The 18,575-nt window shown below is 49.2% G+C and carries 17 protein-coding genes and 1 pseudogene; 5 read left to right on the top strand and 13 right to left on the bottom strand.

Annotated features, from left to right (window positions below; translation table 11 throughout):
- Window positions 1-36 precede the first annotated feature (36 nt).
- The 4 genes and pseudogenes from ACGHZ6_RS08545 to ACGHZ6_RS08530 form a co-directional block, all read right to left on the bottom strand.
- Window positions 37-444, bottom strand: a complete 408-nt coding sequence (locus ACGHZ6_RS08545) for a Zn-ribbon domain-containing OB-fold protein (RefSeq protein WP_390618414.1) — start codon at window positions 442-444, stop codon at window positions 37-39.
- Window positions 445-578: 134 nt separating this feature from the next.
- Entirely contained in the window at window positions 579-2,573 is a 1,995-nt protein-coding gene (locus tag ACGHZ6_RS08540; RefSeq protein ID WP_390618413.1) for an ATP-binding protein, read from the bottom strand.
- Between the two features lie 21 nt (window positions 2,574-2,594).
- On the bottom strand, window positions 2,595-3,434 hold the full coding sequence (locus tag ACGHZ6_RS08535) for a substrate-binding domain-containing protein (protein WP_390618412.1): 840 nt from the start codon (window positions 3,432-3,434) through the stop codon (window positions 2,595-2,597).
- A gap of 288 nt (window positions 3,435-3,722) precedes the next feature.
- Window positions 3,723-3,926: pseudogene (locus tag ACGHZ6_RS08530) on the bottom strand (VF530 family DNA-binding protein); the annotation flags it as partial.
- 136 nt (window positions 3,927-4,062) lie between these two features.
- Here ACGHZ6_RS08530 and ACGHZ6_RS08525 point away from each other — a divergent pair.
- A complete protein-coding gene (locus tag ACGHZ6_RS08525) occupies window positions 4,063-4,479 on the top strand; it encodes a DUF3127 domain-containing protein (RefSeq protein ID WP_390618411.1) in 417 nt (138 codons plus the stop codon).
- Between the two features lie 60 nt (window positions 4,480-4,539).
- Here the strand turns inward: ACGHZ6_RS08525 and ACGHZ6_RS08520 are convergent, their stop codons facing one another.
- The 4 genes from ACGHZ6_RS08520 to ACGHZ6_RS08505 all read right to left on the bottom strand — a co-directional run bounded on the left by ACGHZ6_RS08520 (window position 4,540) and on the right by ACGHZ6_RS08505 (window position 8,784).
- The gene (locus ACGHZ6_RS08520) at window positions 4,540-5,730 is read right to left on the bottom strand and encodes a pyridoxal-phosphate-dependent aminotransferase family protein (protein WP_390618410.1); all 1,191 of its coding nucleotides are present in this window, start codon (window positions 5,728-5,730) and stop codon (window positions 4,540-4,542) included.
- 146 nt (window positions 5,731-5,876) lie between these two features.
- Complete coding sequence (locus tag ACGHZ6_RS08515) at window positions 5,877-7,115, bottom strand: glutathione S-transferase family protein (RefSeq protein WP_390618409.1); 1,239 nt, start codon at window positions 7,113-7,115, stop codon at window positions 5,877-5,879.
- A gap of 39 nt (window positions 7,116-7,154) precedes the next feature.
- A complete protein-coding gene (locus ACGHZ6_RS08510) occupies window positions 7,155-7,745 on the bottom strand; it encodes a TetR/AcrR family transcriptional regulator (protein WP_390618408.1) in 591 nt (196 codons plus the stop codon).
- Window positions 7,746-7,887: 142 nt separating this feature from the next.
- Window positions 7,888-8,784, bottom strand: coding sequence for a LysR family transcriptional regulator (locus ACGHZ6_RS08505; protein WP_390618407.1), 897 nt, complete (start codon window positions 8,782-8,784; stop codon window positions 7,888-7,890).
- 166 nt (window positions 8,785-8,950) lie between these two features.
- On the opposite strand from ACGHZ6_RS08505, the gene egtB reads away from it, so the two are divergent.
- Genes egtB through ACGHZ6_RS08490 form a run of 3 tightly spaced genes read left to right on the top strand, consistent with a single transcriptional unit; the run spans window position 8,951 to window position 12,048 of the window.
- The gene (gene egtB, locus ACGHZ6_RS08500; protein WP_390618406.1) at window positions 8,951-10,240 is read left to right on the top strand and encodes an ergothioneine biosynthesis protein EgtB; all 1,290 of its coding nucleotides are present in this window, start codon (window positions 8,951-8,953) and stop codon (window positions 10,238-10,240) included.
- 12 nt (window positions 10,241-10,252) lie between these two features.
- Complete coding sequence (egtD, locus tag ACGHZ6_RS08495) at window positions 10,253-11,215, top strand: L-histidine N(alpha)-methyltransferase (protein WP_390618405.1); 963 nt, start codon at window positions 10,253-10,255, stop codon at window positions 11,213-11,215.
- Between the two features lie 2 nt (window positions 11,216-11,217).
- Window positions 11,218-12,048, top strand: a complete 831-nt coding sequence (locus ACGHZ6_RS08490; RefSeq protein WP_390618404.1) for a PhzF family phenazine biosynthesis protein — start codon at window positions 11,218-11,220, stop codon at window positions 12,046-12,048.
- A gap of 1 nt (window position 12,049) precedes the next feature.
- On the opposite strand, the gene ACGHZ6_RS08485 is transcribed toward ACGHZ6_RS08490, so the two are convergent.
- From ACGHZ6_RS08485 to ACGHZ6_RS08475, 3 genes are read right to left on the bottom strand one after another with little or no spacing between them, the layout of a single operon-like run.
- The gene (locus tag ACGHZ6_RS08485; protein ID WP_390618403.1) at window positions 12,050-12,835 is read right to left on the bottom strand and encodes a crotonase/enoyl-CoA hydratase family protein; all 786 of its coding nucleotides are present in this window, start codon (window positions 12,833-12,835) and stop codon (window positions 12,050-12,052) included.
- On the bottom strand, window positions 12,828-13,499 hold the full coding sequence (locus tag ACGHZ6_RS08480; RefSeq protein WP_390618402.1) for an enoyl-CoA hydratase/isomerase family protein: 672 nt from the start codon (window positions 13,497-13,499) through the stop codon (window positions 12,828-12,830). The genes ACGHZ6_RS08485 and ACGHZ6_RS08480 overlap by 8 nt, the downstream gene beginning before the upstream one ends.
- A 34-nt stretch (window positions 13,500-13,533) precedes the next feature.
- Window positions 13,534-15,354 carry a long-chain-acyl-CoA synthetase gene (locus ACGHZ6_RS08475; RefSeq protein ID WP_390618401.1) on the bottom strand — a complete coding sequence of 607 codons (1,821 nt, stop codon included), beginning with the start codon at window positions 15,352-15,354 and terminating at the stop codon, window positions 13,534-13,536.
- A gap of 347 nt (window positions 15,355-15,701) precedes the next feature.
- Here ACGHZ6_RS08475 and ACGHZ6_RS08470 point away from each other — a divergent pair, with 347 nt between their 5' ends.
- Entirely contained in the window at window positions 15,702-16,715 is a 1,014-nt protein-coding gene (locus ACGHZ6_RS08470) for an AraC family transcriptional regulator (protein ID WP_390618400.1), read from the top strand.
- 13 nt (window positions 16,716-16,728) lie between these two features.
- On the opposite strand, the gene ACGHZ6_RS08465 is transcribed toward ACGHZ6_RS08470, so the two are convergent.
- Together ACGHZ6_RS08465 and ACGHZ6_RS08460 are read right to left on the bottom strand one after the other, a co-directional pair.
- Window positions 16,729-17,337: a Crp/Fnr family transcriptional regulator gene (locus ACGHZ6_RS08465; protein ID WP_390618399.1), complete on the bottom strand. Its 609-nt coding sequence runs from the start codon at window positions 17,335-17,337 to the stop codon at window positions 16,729-16,731.
- Window positions 17,338-17,593: 256 nt separating this feature from the next.
- On the bottom strand, window positions 17,594-18,415 hold the full coding sequence (locus ACGHZ6_RS08460) for an arylamine N-acetyltransferase (protein ID WP_390618398.1): 822 nt from the start codon (window positions 18,413-18,415) through the stop codon (window positions 17,594-17,596).
- Window positions 18,416-18,575: the final 160 nt, after the last annotated feature.

The following is an 18,575-nucleotide window of genomic DNA, read 5'->3' as shown; positions in this document are numbered from 1 at the left end:
ATTCTGACCTCGTGTAAAAACTGTTGTGTGTACTGTTTATACGGGCAGGAAAATTAAACGTGGAGCCATGCCTTCGCGCTCCACAATGTCGGCCTTAACAGACATACCAATGCTGACGGTATCTGCGGCAACGCCTTCGATGTTGGTCATCATGCGCGGGCCTTCTTCCAGCTCTACAATCGCCACACAGTAATCACCACCGCGCTCTGGCTTACGAGGAATACGGGTACAGGAATAAACTTCACCGCGACCTGAAGCTTCGACCCACTCAAGATCAATCTCACCACTGGCGGGAATCATCACACGGGGATAAAAGGTGTACTCGCCCGTTGCCTGGGAGCGTTGCAACATAAAACGCCCCTGCTTTAAAAATTCAGTAAATTGCACCTGCGGGCCACTGCCCAGTTCTGCAGGATTGATAACTCCGGGTTTGTTTATCCCCACGCCTGAATACCTCGTTTGTTTATCAATCGATCACTTATCGACCATTTCAGTATCCAACCACTATAAATGAACGAACGATCGATCTCAAGATCTATTCAGAATCGTTATTAGGCTGAAAGGAACAACAGGGGGAGTTAAATCAGCTCATTGAAGTAGGCAACCAGATCTTTAAAAACGATAGGTTTTCCTAAATGGGCATCCATACCCACCTCAATACAGTGACGAGCTTGCTCGGGCAGTGAGTGGGCTGTGAGCGCACAGATCGGGATGGGCGAAATGCCCTGCTCCTGTTCCCACTGGCGAATGGCTTGTGTGGCTTGATAACCGTCCATTTCCGGCATTTCACAGTCCATCAAAATGCAGTCAAACTGCGCTGAGGATGCACTGCGCATCTCCAATGCCTCACGGCCATTTGCCACCATGGTGTGCTGCACCTGGATCTTTTTCATCAGACCAGTGATTACCATTTGATTGACGGGATTATCCTCCGCAATCAGCACATGCAGATTACTAAAACTGGGGAGCTCTCGCTCCTGAGTTTGCGGCTTTACATCAACTTCAGCAGACAGCTTGAACGTTAGCACAAAAGAGAACACCGTCCCTTTGCCCAACTCACTCTCCAACCACATCCGGCCACCGCCAATTTTTACCAGTTTTTCACAGATGGCCAACCCCAAACCGGTACCGCCAAATTGACGAGACGTAGAGCTGTCTGCCTGCTCAAACTGATTAAAGATTCTCGCCTGCGCCTCCTCGCTAATACCAATACCACTGTCTGCCACAGAAAATTCCATCGTTGCCGATTCACCATTCTGGTCAATACAGGTAATTCCTACTTTGATAAAGCCCTGTTCGGTAAACTTGAAGGCGTTACTTAGCAAGTTACCCATCACCTGCTGAATACGGATGGCATCGCCCATCACAAATCGCGGTACATTTTCATCAACATGAATCTGAAAATCGATATCCTTGTCCTGCTGTGCGGCCACATTGCGGTAAATAAGCCCAAGACCATCCAGCACCGAATGCAAATTGGTGGGCTGCAGGTCAAACACCATATTACCGCTGATAATTTTCGAATAATCGAGAATATCGTTTATCACCCCCAACAGAGTTTTACCGGACAATTGCAAAGCTTCCAGATAACTGCGATGTTCCTTATCCAGATCTGCACCTTTTAATAATTCCGCCAGGCCAATGACACCATTTAATGGAGTGCGTATTTCGTGACTCATATTGGCCAGGAAAATACTTTTCGCCTGACTGGATTTTTCCGCCTCTTCCCGAGCTGCGAGTAACTTTTCCTGTGACTTTTTAATATCGGCCTGCATCAATTCCAGCGACTGAATTAGCAGGCTGACTTCCCTCGGGGCATAACTGACATTGATATGCTCCTCCAAATTACCCTTGGCAATACGATGTGCCAGCTTAATGCTCATATCGATAGGTTTGAGAATTAAGCGGGATAAGCCCATCGAGGCTAACAGCAACATCACCAATGCTGTAATTATCATGGTGAACATCATAATTTTGCGCAGCGAGTTAATCTCATCGGTAAGTTTTTGATGTTCGGCGTCCATCGCTGCTTTCAGCGCAACCAGGACTTGGGAAATCAATCCTGCAGAGTTGTAGGCCTCCTGATTGGAAATTGATTCGGCAGCCAGATGCGGGGTATCCAGACTACGGTTGTAGGCTCGTAAGGCCTTGCGGTAAATACGAGCCTGCTTTGACAACTCCTCCTCAAATAACACCAAGGCGCTGAATGGCTGTTGGTATTCGTAACGGCCAAGGTCTTCTTTCCCCGACTCGATACCCTGTAGAAGTTGTCGCTCCAGGCTGTAAAACTGACTCAGATGGTAGTGATAGGTTTCGGAGTTCTGGCCTCGCAGTAATATATTTTTCCATTCCTTTTCATACTGCTGATGTAGGTGTTTAACCCGCTGCACAGACCGCAGACTGGTTAAATACTCCTGCGCCTGAACCTCTCGCACTTCAATGATGTCGGTGAACAACTGACTGGAAACAAGAAACAACGCACTAAAGACGGAAACGATCGACAACACCAGGATGATCAACAACAACCTGATGCTGATATTTCGCTTACGGACTTTGGTAGAGGCGTTAATCATCGGGTATAGCACCCCAGACCATTAGCGCGCAGGCATAAACAGCACTTCGTTATCGACTTTATAGTCACCAATCAAACGTTGAGCTTCGTCAGATAACAGCCATTTAACAAATGCACTGGCCCCTTTGTGATTATTGTCGGGATGCAATTTGGGGCTGATCGAAATCACATGGTAGGGATTGTTGAGAGAGTCTTCTCCCTGATACAGCTGTTGCAACTTCAGGTTATCGCGCTTGGCCAGCCAGGTGCCGTTATCCACCAGCGTGTAGGCTTGTTGCTCATTGGCATGACGCAGGGTCTTACCCATGTTATGACCATACTCGACGTACCAGCCGCCAAAGGGCTCCAGGCCTGCGGACTCCCACAGATCAAGTTCCTTCTTATGGGTACCACTATCATCACCACGGGAAATAAACGCCGACTTAGTTTCGGCAATACGGCGTAAGGCCGACTTGGCATCACCACTGTCTCTAATACCCGCGGGGTCACTGGCTGGGCCAACAATGACAAAGGCGTTGCGCATCACATAGTGACGCTCATGGCCAAAGCCGGCGGCCATAAAGCCCTTCTCTGCCGCAGGTGCATGGGTAATGATAACGTCAGCCTTGCCCACCGCCGCCATACGTAACGCCCACCCCGTACCAAAGGCCTCGACCTCTAAGCGGTAGCCTGTTTTAGCCTCAAAGGCCGGTTTGAGGATAGCCATTAAGCCGGAATTGGAGGTAGACGATGTGGTTAACAGTCGAATCTTCTTGGATTCAACGGCCTGAGCAGTGCCAGCAACCAACAACAGAGAGAAAAAGAGGCTAAAGCCAAAACAGACCCTGGCCCAGGGATAACCCTTGATAAGATTCCTAAACATGCCAATCCCCGCAGATCGTTCAACCAGCCTGAACACCTTAAAGCAGGCACAATAATCCTCAGTATGGTTCAGATTTGGGGTTCAGGCCATTGTCGATGGGGGGATAGGTCTGCGTTAATCCTTACGCCACTTGGCGTATACATCAACACTGGATTTTTTTGCCGCAGATTTGGCTTTAGGCTTGATTTTAGCGGGCTCGCCGGGTTGTTGATCCATGGGCACAATGCGGTCACGGGGCGGTAGCTCATATTGCTCATCGTTGGGCCGCGGCAGGCTCTTGTACTTGTATAAATAGAAGCTTTCGACCTTCTCCCGCGCCCAATCGGTACGGCGCAGGAATTTAAGACTGGATTTGATGCTGGGGTTACTTTTAAAGCAGTTGATGTTGATGGCGTCTGCCAGTACATCCCAGCCGTAGTGCTCTACCAATTCGGTTAACAAAGCCTCAAGCTTTACGCCATGCAGGGGGTTATTGCGCTGTATTTCGGTCATAGAAGGGTCAATCAACATCAGATTAGCTGTGCCCTATTCTATCGCGTTAGCCCCTACGAACACCATCAGCAAACTGCTAAACTAGCCCTCTTCTTAACATCCCCTTGCCAGACTAATAAACAGGACTACATTCAGCATGTCGCAAAGCTTTCAAATCCAGGGCGAAATCCACTCCATTGGCCACACCAACGAATACGGCAACAACGGCTTTACCAAGCGTGAATTCGTGATCAAGCTGACTGGCCCCGGTGAGAACAGCAACTACCCCAACTACATCAATCTGGAGCTGGTGAAAGACAACTGCGCCCTGATGGATAACTACAACCTGGGTGACGAGATTATCGTGCACTTTAACCTGCAGGGTCGCCTGTGGGCCGGCAACGGTAACGGCGAGAAGTGCTTTAACAGCCTGCAAGCCTGGCGTGTCCAGCCGGCAGCACAAGCCCAACCGCAAGCAGCGCCTGGTATGCCGGACTTTGGTAATGAGCCTGCACCTGACTACGGCAATACGCCGGAAGCCAGCGGCGCCTATGACGATGAGCTGCCGTTCTAACGCTCAGGTTATAGACACAAAAAAAGCAGCCAATGGCTGCTTTTTTATTGCACTGCAGACTTAGCTATTCTGCAGCTGGTTCTCCAATTCCGCCATACCGGCAGGTACATCAACCGCCACCCCCAGCGCCTTAAAGGTGGAACCAAAGGCGTGCAAGGTACGGAACAGGTTATGGGCACGGCACTGCTCCCCCATCTGACCAATACGCACAATCGGCGGGCCAAAGGAGCCGGCAATCTCAACCCGGTAGTGCTTGGAGATATGGGCGCAAACGTCTGTGGCCTCCAGCCCGGAAGGCAACTGAATACCCACTACCGAATTCAAGCGTGCTTCCGGCTTAACGTATAGCTCCAGACCTAATCCCTCGATACCCGCCTGCAAGGCAATAGAGGACGCACGATGACGCTCAAAACGCTTGGGCAGGGTTTCCTCACACACCAAACGCATGGCCTCATGCAGGGCCAGCAAGCCGGATACCGGTGCGGTGTAGTGGTAGGAGTTCTTGTGCCAGAAATTGGTTGCCAGGGTGGCATCCAGGGTCCAGTGGCGCATGGGCTCCGGGCGATTGGTAACCCGCTCCCAGGCCTGATCAGAGAAGGCCACCAGGGAAACGCCGGGAATAGAGCTCAAGCCCTTCTGACCACCGGTAATCACGGCATCAATGCCCCATTCATCCATTAATAACGGCATGGTACTCAGGGTACACACCGCATCGACCACCACCAGGCAGTCATAGCGTTTGGCAATGGCTGCGATCTCGGCCAGCGACTGGTTACAGGTCGTATTGGAGGTTTCCCCCTGCACCAGGGTCAATACCTGCGGGCGATGCTGTTTTAGTGCGGCCTCTACCTGGGCAGGATCGGCGGCTTCGCCGTCTGCCACCTGCATAATCTCAACATCAGCACCGTTGCGGATGGCCATTTCCGACAAGCGCGTCGAGAAAAAGCCATTACAAATGCTCACCACCTTGGTGCCTGGCCATACCAGGTTGGCTACCGCCATTTCCATGGCCGCCGAACCGGGGCCTGCAACACCGACAATCCATTCGGATTCGGTCTGGAAAATATAACGCCCCATGCGTTTGACCTGATCGATGATCCGGCCCATGGTGTCACCCAGGTGATTGATGACAATACCGTTTGCCGCCGCCACCGGTGCAGGAATAGGAACCGGACCGGCTCCCATCATCAACAGGGGTTCTTCGGGCAAAATACGGTTTAGGTGCTCAATATGCGGGGCATCTATAGTCATCGTGGGTTATCTCATTACGTCCTGAGTAAAAACGGGGACGGAGGATAACATATTGATGGCCTACAAAAGGGACTAATCCTGCACGATCGCGTAATTTCTTACGTTTCCAGCAGGATTAGCCAAGGGAGGATGGGTAAAGGTAAACCTTAAGCGTTCTCAACCTGCTGCTTCAGCGCTTTTTCCTTGATATGTTTGATGCGGGCATCACAGACCCCGTCCTTAATAAAGGGCGGAGTAAAGCCATCAAACAGTCCATTATGGTAGATCTCATCAGCCATCAGCTCTGGCAGAACGCCAGCAGTAACAAGCACGCCTTCCAGCTCGACTTTAGCACTATCACTCAAATCCTGGTAGCGCAGCTGTAATTGCTCAAAGGACCAGACGCGGTACTGGTGAGTCGAAAAACCGGCACTCACGCCATCAATTTCAACGCTGAAGCTCTTCTCTTTTTGTTTACCTGCCATAGCACAGGCCTTGCCAAAGGGAATATACGTCTTGCCAGCGAACGCCAGTAAGCGGGCTAATGAATCCGGTACACCTGCATCCAGATCAATCCAGTCACCAAATTCGGTTTGCCCAACACAACCCCGGGTATCCCCCAGCTCACTGATAGTATCCATCCAGCGACAGGTGCGCGGTGCATTGACTTCCATAATTTCGTTGGACTGTGGATCGTTGTACAGATGCGCACGCAGAGGTCCATACATCGCAAAGTCAGCCAGAGACGGTTTAAAGCCCAGCAGGTATTGATAGTGGGTAAAGTGCTCTTCCAAAATGGCCAGCAGATCGAGAATTTGTTTATCGATATTGCTGCGTACCTCATCGCCGGCCAACCCCAGGTGCTGATCAAAACCGGACTGACGCTCCAACAAAAACGGCGCCAGGTCTTTTGCCTGCACATCGGCCTTGCCGTAACTCATACCGCGGGCAATACGGTGGCTCATGGTATTGCGGTTTTGTTCATTGCCCCAGCGGGTGTGCATATGCAGGCGTGGCAGATATTCATCGGCAAATTCTTCCAGCAACCACATCATAAAAGCCAGACGCTCATCTTCAGGGATCGCAGGTTTGTCGGTAAATTCAGATTCAAACCATTCCAGCATCGGGGTTGAATCCTGCATCACTTGATCATCCGGCGTCAGGATCACAGGGATAATCGTTTGGCCGACCAGCTCAACAATCTCCCCCATATAAATATCCATATTGGCTTGCATACGTTTGTAAGGGATACCCTTGTAGTTCATATAGGTCATCACCTTGTATGAGTACGGTGAGGTATAGTCCTGCCAAATACGGTAGAAGTTTTCCTGTCCCGGTTTCAGCTCGCGGGCATCCGCTATTGCTTTTTGTTCCTGGCGAATATTTCCCGGTATTGATTCACTCATAGTTATCTCTCTCACATCTATTTCTAATCTTTTACTTATCTAGCTCGCTCGCAGTAAAAATCCCAGGGATTGTTTACAGGCGCTAACCATCTGTTTTTTGTTCTTCACCAATTTTGAGGTCACTAATAAACCGTTAAGGGATATCAACAATTGATCCGCTAAAATGGTGGTATCCACATCGTCTGCAATTCGTCCTTGGGTTTTGGCCCTATCGATAACGTCAGTAAAGCGACGCGTAATTTTGCGTTGTCCGATTTTTATGACGTTACGCACAGCCTCATTTTTATCTGCCAATTCAGCGAGGGTATTCGCCATTAAACAGGAAATGCCCTGCACATCCTTGGGCAGATCGGTAAAACAGGAAGTGAAGAAGTCCTCAATTGCCGCGATTGGATCCTCTTGAGCCAAATAGGTATCCATCCGCGATTCAATCACTCGGCAGATATAAAACTCCAGCACCTGGACAAAAATCGCTTCCTTACTGCCGAAGCTGTTGTACAGACTGCTGGATTTCAGCCCAGTGGCAGCTTCCAGATCGCGCATACCCGTTGCTTCATAACCCTTAAACCAAAAGGTGAGCATGGCCTGGGTCAGCACCTGATCCTGATCATAATTTTTGGGTCTAGCCATGGAGGTTATCTCCCAGTAAATACCTGACTGCTTAGTTTTGTATCGATCGTTACAATTCTAAGGAAATAGTCTCACTACGGCTGAATCCTGTCAACCGCGGGGTAATTTGACCCTTAGATTATGTACATCCACCCCACCCTTATCAGGCTTCAGGATGCTGGTAGGTTTGCCCTTGTAACAAGGGCTCCAACTGTTGAAACGCTTCTACCATCGCAGCCATAAAGGCTTTCACTTTGGAGGAATGACGCAAGTCCTGATGAGTAAACAGCCACAATTCATAGGCATCTTCACTGCGATCATCAGGCACACGAACCAGGTTAGGCTCCTGATCGGCAATAAAACAGGGCATCATGGCTATCCCCAAGCCTTCCTTTACCGCAGAGACTTGCAGCAGAGCATCGGGAAAGTTGTGCAGGGCAGGAATGTCCGGGTAAGCACTGGTCTTTACCCAGTCGGGAAAAGCAATATCGTCATCCCAGCCTATCCAACAGGCCTGTTCGCCCAGTTTATCCAGCGGGATTTTGTTCAAGTAGTCTTTTGAGACATAGTTTGCGCGGCGAAATACACCCACACGACGCCCCACCATATTTTCCGGCGGTTTATCGGTGATGCGAATTGCAATGTCTGCCTCACGCTGATCCAGACTCAAACGCTCCGAGGTGGCGATAATGTCCAACTCAATATCCGGATAATCCTGGGTAAAGCTCACGATATAGGGCATCAACGCCTGGCAAGCGACAATATCCGGCATGGTTACCCGTAAAGGCCCGCACAATCTGTCATCCTGCCCGGAAATGCGCAACTCCAGGTTATTTACGCGGCTTTTGATATCGGCGACATCGGCCAGAATACTCTGCCCTTCTTCCGTCAGCTGGTAACCACTGGGTAAACGATCAAACAATCGCACGCCCAAATCACTTTCCAATGCGGATATACGCCGTGAAATGGTTGAATGGCTCACCTTCAACTTTTGTGCTGCCGTACGTACCGATCCCTCTTCGGCAAGCGCGATAAAGTACTGAAGGTCCGACCAATCCACATCTCTCTCCTGATTTTTTGACTACACTGGTATCCAAGTGTCACATAATTGCAAAGCTCCTTTGCATATATTGAGGCTATTCAGGGATACGGGCAAGCTCTAGACTCGTCGCGAACTGTGACAGAAAAACAAAAACAGGAGCTTCATCAGGGGAATGGAAAACAGCATGATAGAAAGCAAGGCAGCGGATAAGAGCACTTGTTTTAAAGATCGTTATATTGAACGCCGGCAACAAAGCCTGCGCTTAACTCAGGGTCTGGATGCCGAGGACATGGTCGTACAATCCATGCCCGATGCCAGTCCCACCAAATGGCACCTGGCCCACACCACCTGGTTTTTCGAGCAATTTGTATTGCTCCCCTATGCGCCCAATTACCGCGTATTTCATCCAACATTTAACTACCTGTTTAACTCCTACTACAACAATGTCGGTGAGCGACACGCGCGTCCGCTGCGGGGTTTATTAACTCGTCCCACCTTGTCACAGGTTCAAGAATATCGCCAAACGATCGACGAAGCCGTTTGTAACCTGCTGGATAAACTCAATGAGTTTGACCCTGATCAGGCGAAAGTCATCACGGGCACCCTGGAAGTTGGTCTGCACCACGAGATGCAGCACCAGGAACTGATGCTGACCGATATCCTGCATGCCCTGTCATTTAATAAGCTCTATCCGCCCATGCGCCCCGTAATAGAGACTGCGACTAGCCAGGCTATCCCCCTGTCTTTTGAAAGCTTTGATGAAGGCCTTTACACGATAGGTGCGACAGGTAAAGGCTTTAGTTTTGATTGCGAATACCCGCGTCACCAAAGCTATTTGCCCGCCTTCGCGATAGCTAATCGCCCTATCACAAACGGTGAATGGCTCGAGTTTATCAAAGATGGCGGCTATCACACCTCAACGCTGTGGCTATCCGATGGTTGGGATCAGTGCCAGCAACAGCAGTGGCAAGCGCCACTCTACTGGGAGCAGGAAGATGGGGGAAAAGAAGGTGGACAGTGGTTACAGTTTTCTCACTATGGCCGCCATGCCATCGTTCTGAATGCACCGGTCTGCCACATCAGCTACTACGAAGCCGATGCCTATGCCACCTGGGCCGATGCCCGTCTGCCCACCGAACAGGAATGGGAAATGGTCGCGACCCGACATCCCATTAAGGGTAATTTTCAGGAAAAGGAACAGTGGTTACCACAGGCGGCACAACTGTCCGGCATGCAACAGCTTTACGGTGATGTGTGGGAGTGGACCCGCAGTGCCTATTCGCCCTACCCCGGCTATCGTGCCCCGGCAGGTGCTATTGGTGAATACAACGGCAAATTTATGTCGAACCAGTTTGTTCTGCGTGGCGGCAGCTGTGTGACCCCCATAGAACAACTGCGCCCCAGTTACCGCAATTTCTTCTACCCCCATCAGCGCTGGCAGTTTACCGGCTTACGCTTGGCCAAGGACATATAAAAGGACCTTTTCATGCATTCTCAAAATACGCTACACGCCGATCAATCCTTGCCAGCAGATGCCGTACTGTCTGAAGTCCTCGACGGTTTAAGCCAACAACAGAAAAGCCTACCCTCTAAATACTTTTACGATACCGAGGGGTCGGAACTCTTTGATCAAATCTGCGAGCTTGATGAGTACTACCCCTATCGCACTGAGATTGCCATGTTGCCGTCCATTGCCCAGGATGTATCACATATGCTCAACGAACCCTGCAATATTGTAGAGTTTGGCGCAGGCTCCTTGGCCAAGATCCGCATTCTGCTTAAACACGTCGACAGTATTAGCCGCTTTACCCCGATTGATATTGCCGGCGATTTTCTGCGCCGCGAAGCCGACACCCTGCAAAAGGAGTTCCCTCATGTGGAGGTCTATCCTGTGGAAGCGGACTTTACCCGCCCGGTTGAACTGAACACAAACGCCAGCTTAAAAAATATCGGTTTCTTCCCCGGCTCCACCATTGGCAACTTTACCACTGAAGCCGCCCAAGCGTTCTTAACTCAGGCACGTGAAACGCTTGGCAACGGCTCCCTGTTACTGATTGGTGTGGATACCAAAAAACCACCGGCGATGTTGCACAAGGCCTATAACGATCAGCGCGGTATTACCCGTAAATTCAACCTGAATATGTTGGCACACCTGAACCGTGAAACCGGTGCCGACTTTGATCTGGATAAGTTTGAACACTACGCTTTCTACAACCCGGAAAAAGGCCGTATCGAAATGCATTTGATCAGCCAAACCGAACAGACGGTAACCGTAGCTGGCAATGCGTTCGAGTTCCGCGAAGGCGAGAGTATTCACACGGAAAATTCGCACAAATATACCCAGCAGGAATTTAAACAGTTGGCCAGCAACTCCGGCTGGCGCAGTACCCGTCACTGGATGGGTGGCCAACAACTGTTTAGCGTTCACCTGTTACAAGCTATGGACTGATAATGGCAGTAATACAGCCACGCAGCGTTAGCAACAATATAGAAAACAAACTTGATCTTCAGGTCTTTGCCGACCATGGCTACTCGGGCAATGATGTGCAGGTTATCCTGCTTAACCATATGCCCGAGCAGCATGAATGGAAAACCCTGATTCGATTATCGGCAGACACCGACAGCCACGGCAATCCGCAAACCCTGTGCTTTATCGTTTTACAAGATGAACCGGTTTGCCGCTGGTATCAGGGCGGGCGTGAAATTAACCTGTGCGGCTCAGCACTCATTGCAGCAGCCTACAGCTTGCACCACCATGCAAGTTACACCCTACCAATAAAGATCCACGGCCCATCGCAAATTTTCACATTACAAGATGCCAATGGTGAATACGGCTTTTCCCTGCCACGCTTCACCCTGTTCGACGAACCCCTACCAGCGGCAGCCAAGCGGTGGTTAAACAAAACACCGGTTAACTGCATGAGCAGCGGTGATCCCCAAGGCTACTGGGTAGTGGAATTTGAGGAATCTGTAACCGAGCTGCAACCACAACTGCAAACCATCTGTGAGACTACCCAACGGGCTATTATCGCCACCAGCTTGCAGGCCCCTTCGGGCTTTGACTACGAACTGCGCTACTTTGCCCCGCAATACGGTATCGATGAAGATATCGCCACCGGTTCAGCCAATGCGGTCCTAGCCTGTTACTGGCAACAGTGGCTAAAGCAGGATGAATTTCAGGCCCTGCAACGAAGTGGCTTGGCGAATGGAAAAGGCGGTAGCATCCGCACCCGACTCGATCCTCAAACCGTTAGCATTTTTGGCAAGGTTATAGCGAATTAAGTTACAGCGGATCGATAAACTTCGGCGCACGCTTTTCAAAATTAGCAGTTACCGCTTCAATCTGATTGGTTTTACCCATCAATGCATCCTGCTCAACGGATTCAGCCAATATACCCGCCTCCACATCCGGCTGACGCTGATTATTGATCAAACGTTTGGCCGCTCGAATAGCATCCGGATTTTTATTGGCAATCTGTGCTGCAGTTTCCAACGCTTCAGTCAAAGGATCGTCACATAAGCGCGTGGCAAAACCGTAACGCTCAGCTTCAACACCGCTAAAAACCCGTGCCGTATAGGTTAGTTCGCGAATAATATCTTCACGCACATAAGCACTCCACAATTGCGTACCGGCCATATCCGGCACTATGCCCCATTTCATTTCCATAATACTGAGCTTGGTTTGCGGATGGATATAACGTATATCGGCACCACACATCAGCTGCAGCCCTCCGCCTAAACAACTGCCTTGTACCGCAGCGATAACGGGTACAGGCACTTCGCGCCAAATCCAGGCCGCCTGCTGAAACAGGTTACAAATGCCGTAGGCGCGCTCTACCAAATCTGCTGCACCACCAGACATCATCAACTCCATATCCAGGCCAGCACAAAACGCCTTACCCTCACCACTCAAAACAACGACTCTCACGCTGCCGTCTTTTTTGATAGCTTCACCGGTTTCAATAAGGGCTTCAAATAAATCCAAATTCAGTGCATTCATCTTGTCAGGTCGATTCAGGGTAACCCTGGCAATGCCCCCTTTCACCTGATAGTCGATAACCTTACTCATCACTAACACCTAAACCAGAGGCCGTGCCACCATACATGGTCGATTTCAGGGTTTTGAAGATGCCACGCTGCTTATCAGCCAGACCACTTATCATCTCCACCGCTGTTGGTATCAGCGCCTCTTCACTGCAAACCGCATCGACAATATTGGCTTCCAGGCTCTCTGGGCCTGTGTAGCGTTTGCCCGTGAGTACCGCATCGCGATAGACAGACGCTGACAGTTTTGTTTCTGCAATAGCCATCACTTCTGCACCAATAGGTACACCAACATCCACTTCACTGATGCAGAACCAGCCTTTGTCATCACGCATAACCCGATAATCACAAACCAGAGCCAGAAACACTCCTGCGGCAAAGGCATGGCCATTAATGGCAGCAATGGTTGGCATTGGAAACTTGATCAGCCGACCATATAGTCCCAAATGCGCTTTACCAAAAGCGTCTATCTGTTCGGGGGAATATTGCATCAACACCGGTACATTCAAACCTACCGAAAACGCCTTACCCGTTCCGGTAATCACTAAAGCACCCGGCCCTTCGGCGGAGGCTTCCACACTGTCGAGGGCCTCATGCAAGGCCGCCACCAGTTTCTCATCGAAGGCATTTCCGTCAGGCGCATCAATGGCTAATACATGCACATTGCCTTGTTGGCTTAATTGAATCATAGGTTGTCTCTCTCTTTATACTGCAGGAATTCTTTTAGAAGCGGTAAACACCATCAGTCACATTGGTGTAAATCTCTTGGGTTAAGGGTTGGTATTCGCGTTCGCCGGGCAAGGCCACGTAAATAGGGTTGGAGCAGCTATTGATATCAAATCCTTCGCGCTTTAAATCTGTTTTTACATACTTAAAGGTTGGCGTCTTGGCAAACTGCCCTTTAATACGCACAAAAACGGGTACGGCATAGGCGGGCATATTCTCATCCAGAAACTCGTACAAGCCCTTGCCACAGAAATTCTCCACGCTTTCCTGAAGTTTGACGGCAATCATGCCGGCCTTACCGTTGGTATTGGGAATTTCCACCCCAAAGGCCACCGACTCTTCAACATCGGGGTGTTGGTTGGCAATATTTTCCAGTTCCCCGGTCGAGACATTCTCACCCTTCCAGCGAAAGGTATCGCCGGTGCGGTCACAGAATTGCAAATTGCCATAACCGATATTCTTGAGGATATCGCCGGTATTAAAGTATTGATCCCCATCTTTAAACGCATTGCGAATAATCTTGGATTCGTTTTTGGCTTTATCGGAGTAACCTTCAAAGGGAATATCGCTGGTTATCTCTCCTAACAACAAACCAGGTTCCCCGGTTTTGGCTTTTATTAACCGGCCTTTGGCATTGCGAATCGGCTCTTCGGTTTCCTGATCTACTTTTACCAGTGCGTGAGGTGTAAAAATCATGCCTACGCTGTTATCCAGATTAAACAGATTCACAGAAGTCAGATTACCCTCGCTGGCCCCATAGAGTTCCCTAACCTCCTCAATGGCAAAGCGCTTCTTAAACGCCCCCCACACCTCCGGACGCATACCGTTACCAATCATAAATCTGAGCGGATTAGCCGCATCATCTGGCAACTCAGGTTTATTCAATAAATAACGGCAAAGCTCACCCACATAGGCAAAGCCAGTTGCCTTATGTTTACGAACATCTAGCCAAAAGTTAGAGGCACTAAAGTTTCGACTTAGCGCGAAGGCCGCGCCATTACACAGACAGGCAAACCAGGAACTCGCCAGCGCTGTGGCATGATATAGAGGCAAGGTGCTATACATAACATCCCGTTGACTTAACGGATTCATAAACAGCCCCATTCCCATAAACACTTTAGCCATGCGTTCATGAGATTGGACGGAAGCTTTAGGTAATCCCGTAGTGCCGGACGTATAGATATACCAGGCCGTATCGCGCGGTTTAGGCCCCTGATCAGCAGGTAAATTAGTTGTTGGAAACTCCCTGCAAGCCAGTGCGATATTGATATAAGGCCCATCATCGATTCCGGGGTCAGCCAAACAATCTGCATCAGGGACACGGTAGATTACAGGTTCTATGTCTAATGTGGATCGGATAGCCTCTAGCGGTTCTACACACTCATCGCCTACCACGACCGAATCGACTTTGACCAAATTCAGGCTATGGGCAAGCACTTGTCCTTTTTGGGAATTGTTAATTAGGGAAGCCGCCGCCCCCAGTTTGGTAATGGCTAACTTATAAATCAGAAATTCAGGACGGTTAGCCATAAACAGAGCCACCACAGAACCTTTGCCTACCCCCTGACCAGCCAGATAATGCGCCACCTGATTGGCCGCCTGATTAAACGCACTATAGGTAATCGATCTGTCCTGATATTTGATCAGAACATTATTGCCATAAAGCCTAACTTTTTCTTCCACCAGAGATGGGTAGGTATCCTGTCTTTTCTCTTCGTCCTGTCTGACATAACGCAGTGATCGCACTAATCCCCCCAGGCGTTGGGTAAAGTATTTTCGGTTACGAAACAAGTCAAACAAGCTTACAGACTGGGACATAATCTAGGCCTTTTGTAACGATCGACACAAAACCAAGTTCGATACTATCAACTGATGTTTAAAAGAAAAGCGGGAAAAATGACAAAACCTTGTGATTGGCCACATCTGACAGACCTGTGACCACATATGATTTCTCAACGTCCACCAGCCATCAGCTTTACTAAGCTGTACGACATAGTGCTTTCAGCTTTTCTGGTTATAAGGAATTCGATATCAATTTTACTTGTCGCCCCAAACCGAAACAGTGTAAGGTTGGCCGCATGTCGGTCATATGTGGTCATCTTTAATGCCCCCCTGTGACAGACAGAGCAACTGAGCAGAGTGTCAGAAATACGGTTTATCATTCAATGAAAAACACCTTTGGCCTGGATGACAAAGTAATCCCCATCTACTTCCCCAGTAGTCTGGTGCGGTGGCTTGAATCGCAAGGCTATAAGCGTGAAGAACTCATTGAAGGCACTGACCTTGAGGCCACAGAAATAGATAAACCGGAAGCCTTAACCAGTTTTCGCAAACATCGCAAAATAATAGAGAACGCGGTACGCCTTGCCGACAGCCCTCATCTGGGATTGGCCTTTGGCCAGCAATTACAAATCACCTCGATGGGTATCGTGGGTTATGCAGCATTGTCCGAAAAGAATGTTGGCCAGAGCCTGCAAACGATCGTTAAGTTTATTAGGCTTCAGGCATCGCTTCTGGATCTGGAATTAGCGCGTAAAGAAGACTATGTCAGTTTGCTGATAGATGAGACGATTGATCTGGGATCCATACGGCGCTTTATATTTGAAACTATTCTCGCTTTCAGCTGCAATATGTTGGAGAGCCAGGGGATAGAAAAACTGCCGGGTATGCGCTGCAAGATGAGAATGACCAAAACTGACGACTGGGATGATTACAAACACCTTTTGCCTTTCCCCGTTCAGTTTGACCAATCGGTGAATGCCCTGGAGATACCTGCAGAATATATGGATCTACCATTAAAAATGGCTGATCCTGTATCGGCCAGTAACGCTATCAAAATATGTGAGGAGCAACTGCAACGATTCGAAAACCAGGAAGGCTTACTCAACCGCTTACAAGCCCTGATAGAAGATTCACTCGACAACCCACCATCACTAGCCAAAGCGGCTGATCATTTTTGTGTATCCCCTCGCACGCTACGCCGGGAATTGGAAAAACTGGACACTACCTACCAAACCCAGCTCGATCACTATCGAAAAGAAGCGGCCATCAACTATTTAAAAGGCTCTACCCTCTCGGTGCAGGAAATCGCTGATAAGATGGGTTATAACGACTCATCCAACTTTGCCCGGGCATTTCGTAAATGGACAGGCAAATCGCCGGGTGACTATCGCCAGTAAGCTATAAGGGATATTACTCCTGAAACAGCTTCTTCCTGATACGACTTAAAGCAATCGGGGTAATCCCAATATAGGACGCCACAATCTTTAAAGGGATTTTATTCCGCAACTGTGGATGCTCATCGAGAAATTCCAAATAGCGCTGCTCGGCACTTTTCTGTAACAGGTAGTATTCCCGCTCTTCCTTCTTGGCAAACATATGCTCTAGCAGACGGCTATAGGCATTCAGGAAACCGGGTTGCGGTTCCATGGTTGTAAAGAAATCCTGCCAGTTAAATTGCAGACAGAGGATATCGTCCATGGCCTCGATACTAAATAATGCAGGCTTGTTAAAGGCCATAGCCCGGGTAGAGCCGGCAATCCCTGGTGCACCGGCGAAGGATTGCGTGAATTCTTTGCCATCGACAGAGACACTGAAGTAGCGTGCCAAGCCGTGGATTAGGAAATAGATATTTTGGGCTGGCTCGCCCTGGGTAATCAGGTGTTCACCCTTTTTGAAATGTCTGACTTCACCCTGTAAACCAAAACGTTCGAAGTCGGCCAGCTCCAGAGAACTGTTGAGTGTGTCGGCGCCCTGTTTGAAGTAACTGACAAACTCGGCCATTTGGGTGGGGATGTGCATAAGAATGCTCTTAACAAAATCTAATGTAGTGAATTCTACAATGCCACCCCCTTCTCTACTACAATCCCATTCACTAGTTTAGTAGATCGCCATCCCCTCGAAAGAGGGGATCCAGTATTTATGGCACTCATTAATGCCCTGCACAGCCCCTTTTAACCTTAGCCTGTGCTAATTTTCATTTAATCCACTCCGTATCTCTGGATACCCGTTTTCACGGGTATGGCGCAGTAGGGAGGCTCGGGTATGGCACGACACGCTATGACACACTCACCACAAACCGCTCAAACAAAAACTCCGAAATCGCCATATCCACATCCAACTCAAACACTTCTGTCAGTAGAATATGCAAGCGCTGTGTATCATGCACGGGCGCTACCAGCGTATCGCTTGCGGTAATGGTATGAAATTCAGCATTACGTAATGAGTAAGTCACTTCGGCCAGCTTGCGGCTTACCACCAGATTATTCACAAACGCTGCATCGGGGTGGCGGTGAGAATAAAAGTGGCCCAGTAAACAATCCGCGTCGGTATAGGTATTCATATCGAAGGTGTACAAGGTAAAGTAATCACCCTCTTTCAACACCTGCATACGAAACAGACCATTCCCATCTTCAGTAATTCGGTAATGGCTATCACTCTCCTCCTGACCTTGCGGCAGTAGCACCGGGTGATAAGGCCCCATGGCCCCAAAACCGGCATCAACAATCATCTGCTGACCATCGAGTTCCAACAAAGTAATACGGTGGGTTCTGGCTGCATCTACATCGCGATTATTAACAACTCGGGCCACTAACAAGCGAACGTTAAAACCCAGTTCCTGCAATACATGGAACACCAGCTTATTGTGTTCAAAACAGTAGCCGCCGCGGCCTTTGACAACAATTTTGTCGAACAACGCAGGCAGATCCAGCGGCAGCTCCTGGCCCAGCACTACGCCCAGGTTATTAAAACTGAAACGGGCAATATGGCGGCTTTGTAAGTTATCTAAAAAAGTTTTGTCCTGTGCTTCAACTGATAAATCAAGCGCCTCTAAATAGGACTGGGTAATTTCTGAACAATTCATAAGCGAGCTTTTCATAGGTGGTACATCCTGTTGCTGTGCCTGCATATTAACCAACATCGACACAGCTGTAATAAACCCAGGTTTATTTTTGTAAAAATTATTTGGGCTAAACCTGGGTTAAGTGTTTTTTGCTTACGCCCTGTTAGACTAGCCCTCGAGATAGGGGTTATTACAC

Origin of the sequence: Maricurvus nonylphenolicus (genome assembly GCF_042854845.1) — a bacterium.
Lineage (GTDB): Bacteria > Pseudomonadota > Gammaproteobacteria > Pseudomonadales > Cellvibrionaceae > Maricurvus > Maricurvus nonylphenolicus.
Note: the sequence above shows the minus strand (reverse complement) of the source record. Positions and strands in the feature narration are given on the sequence as shown.

Coding starts and splice junctions, on each gene's coding strand:
- ACGHZ6_RS08490 (WP_390618404.1), top strand. CDS start 11,218: ATGGCAGTAATACAGCCACGCAGCGTTAGCAACAATATAGAAAACAAA.
- ACGHZ6_RS08460 (WP_390618398.1), bottom strand. CDS start 18,415: ATGAAAAGCTCGCTTATGAATTGTTCAGAAATTACCCAGTCCTATTTA.
- ACGHZ6_RS08510 (WP_390618408.1), bottom strand. CDS start 7,745: ATGGCTAGACCCAAAAATTATGATCAGGATCAGGTGCTGACCCAGGCC.
- ACGHZ6_RS08535 (WP_390618412.1), bottom strand. CDS start 3,434: ATGTTTAGGAATCTTATCAAGGGTTATCCCTGGGCCAGGGTCTGTTTT.
- ACGHZ6_RS08520 (WP_390618410.1), bottom strand. CDS start 5,730: ATGACTATAGATGCCCCGCATATTGAGCACCTAAACCGTATTTTGCCC.
- ACGHZ6_RS08540 (WP_390618413.1), bottom strand. CDS start 2,573: ATGATTAACGCCTCTACCAAAGTCCGTAAGCGAAATATCAGCATCAGG.
- ACGHZ6_RS08475 (WP_390618401.1), bottom strand. CDS start 15,354: ATGTCCCAGTCTGTAAGCTTGTTTGACTTGTTTCGTAACCGAAAATAC.
- egtB (WP_390618406.1), top strand. CDS start 8,951: ATGATAGAAAGCAAGGCAGCGGATAAGAGCACTTGTTTTAAAGATCGT.
- ACGHZ6_RS08470 (WP_390618400.1), top strand. CDS start 15,702: ATGAAAAACACCTTTGGCCTGGATGACAAAGTAATCCCCATCTACTTC.
- ACGHZ6_RS08465 (WP_390618399.1), bottom strand. CDS start 17,337: ATGCACATCCCCACCCAAATGGCCGAGTTTGTCAGTTACTTCAAACAG.
- egtD (WP_390618405.1), top strand. CDS start 10,253: ATGCATTCTCAAAATACGCTACACGCCGATCAATCCTTGCCAGCAGAT.
- ACGHZ6_RS08485 (WP_390618403.1), bottom strand. CDS start 12,835: ATGAGTAAGGTTATCGACTATCAGGTGAAAGGGGGCATTGCCAGGGTT.
- ACGHZ6_RS08515 (WP_390618409.1), bottom strand. CDS start 7,115: ATGAGTGAATCAATACCGGGAAATATTCGCCAGGAACAAAAAGCAATA.
- ACGHZ6_RS08480 (WP_390618402.1), bottom strand. CDS start 13,499: ATGATTCAATTAAGCCAACAAGGCAATGTGCATGTATTAGCCATTGAT.
- ACGHZ6_RS08525 (WP_390618411.1), top strand. CDS start 4,063: ATGTCGCAAAGCTTTCAAATCCAGGGCGAAATCCACTCCATTGGCCAC.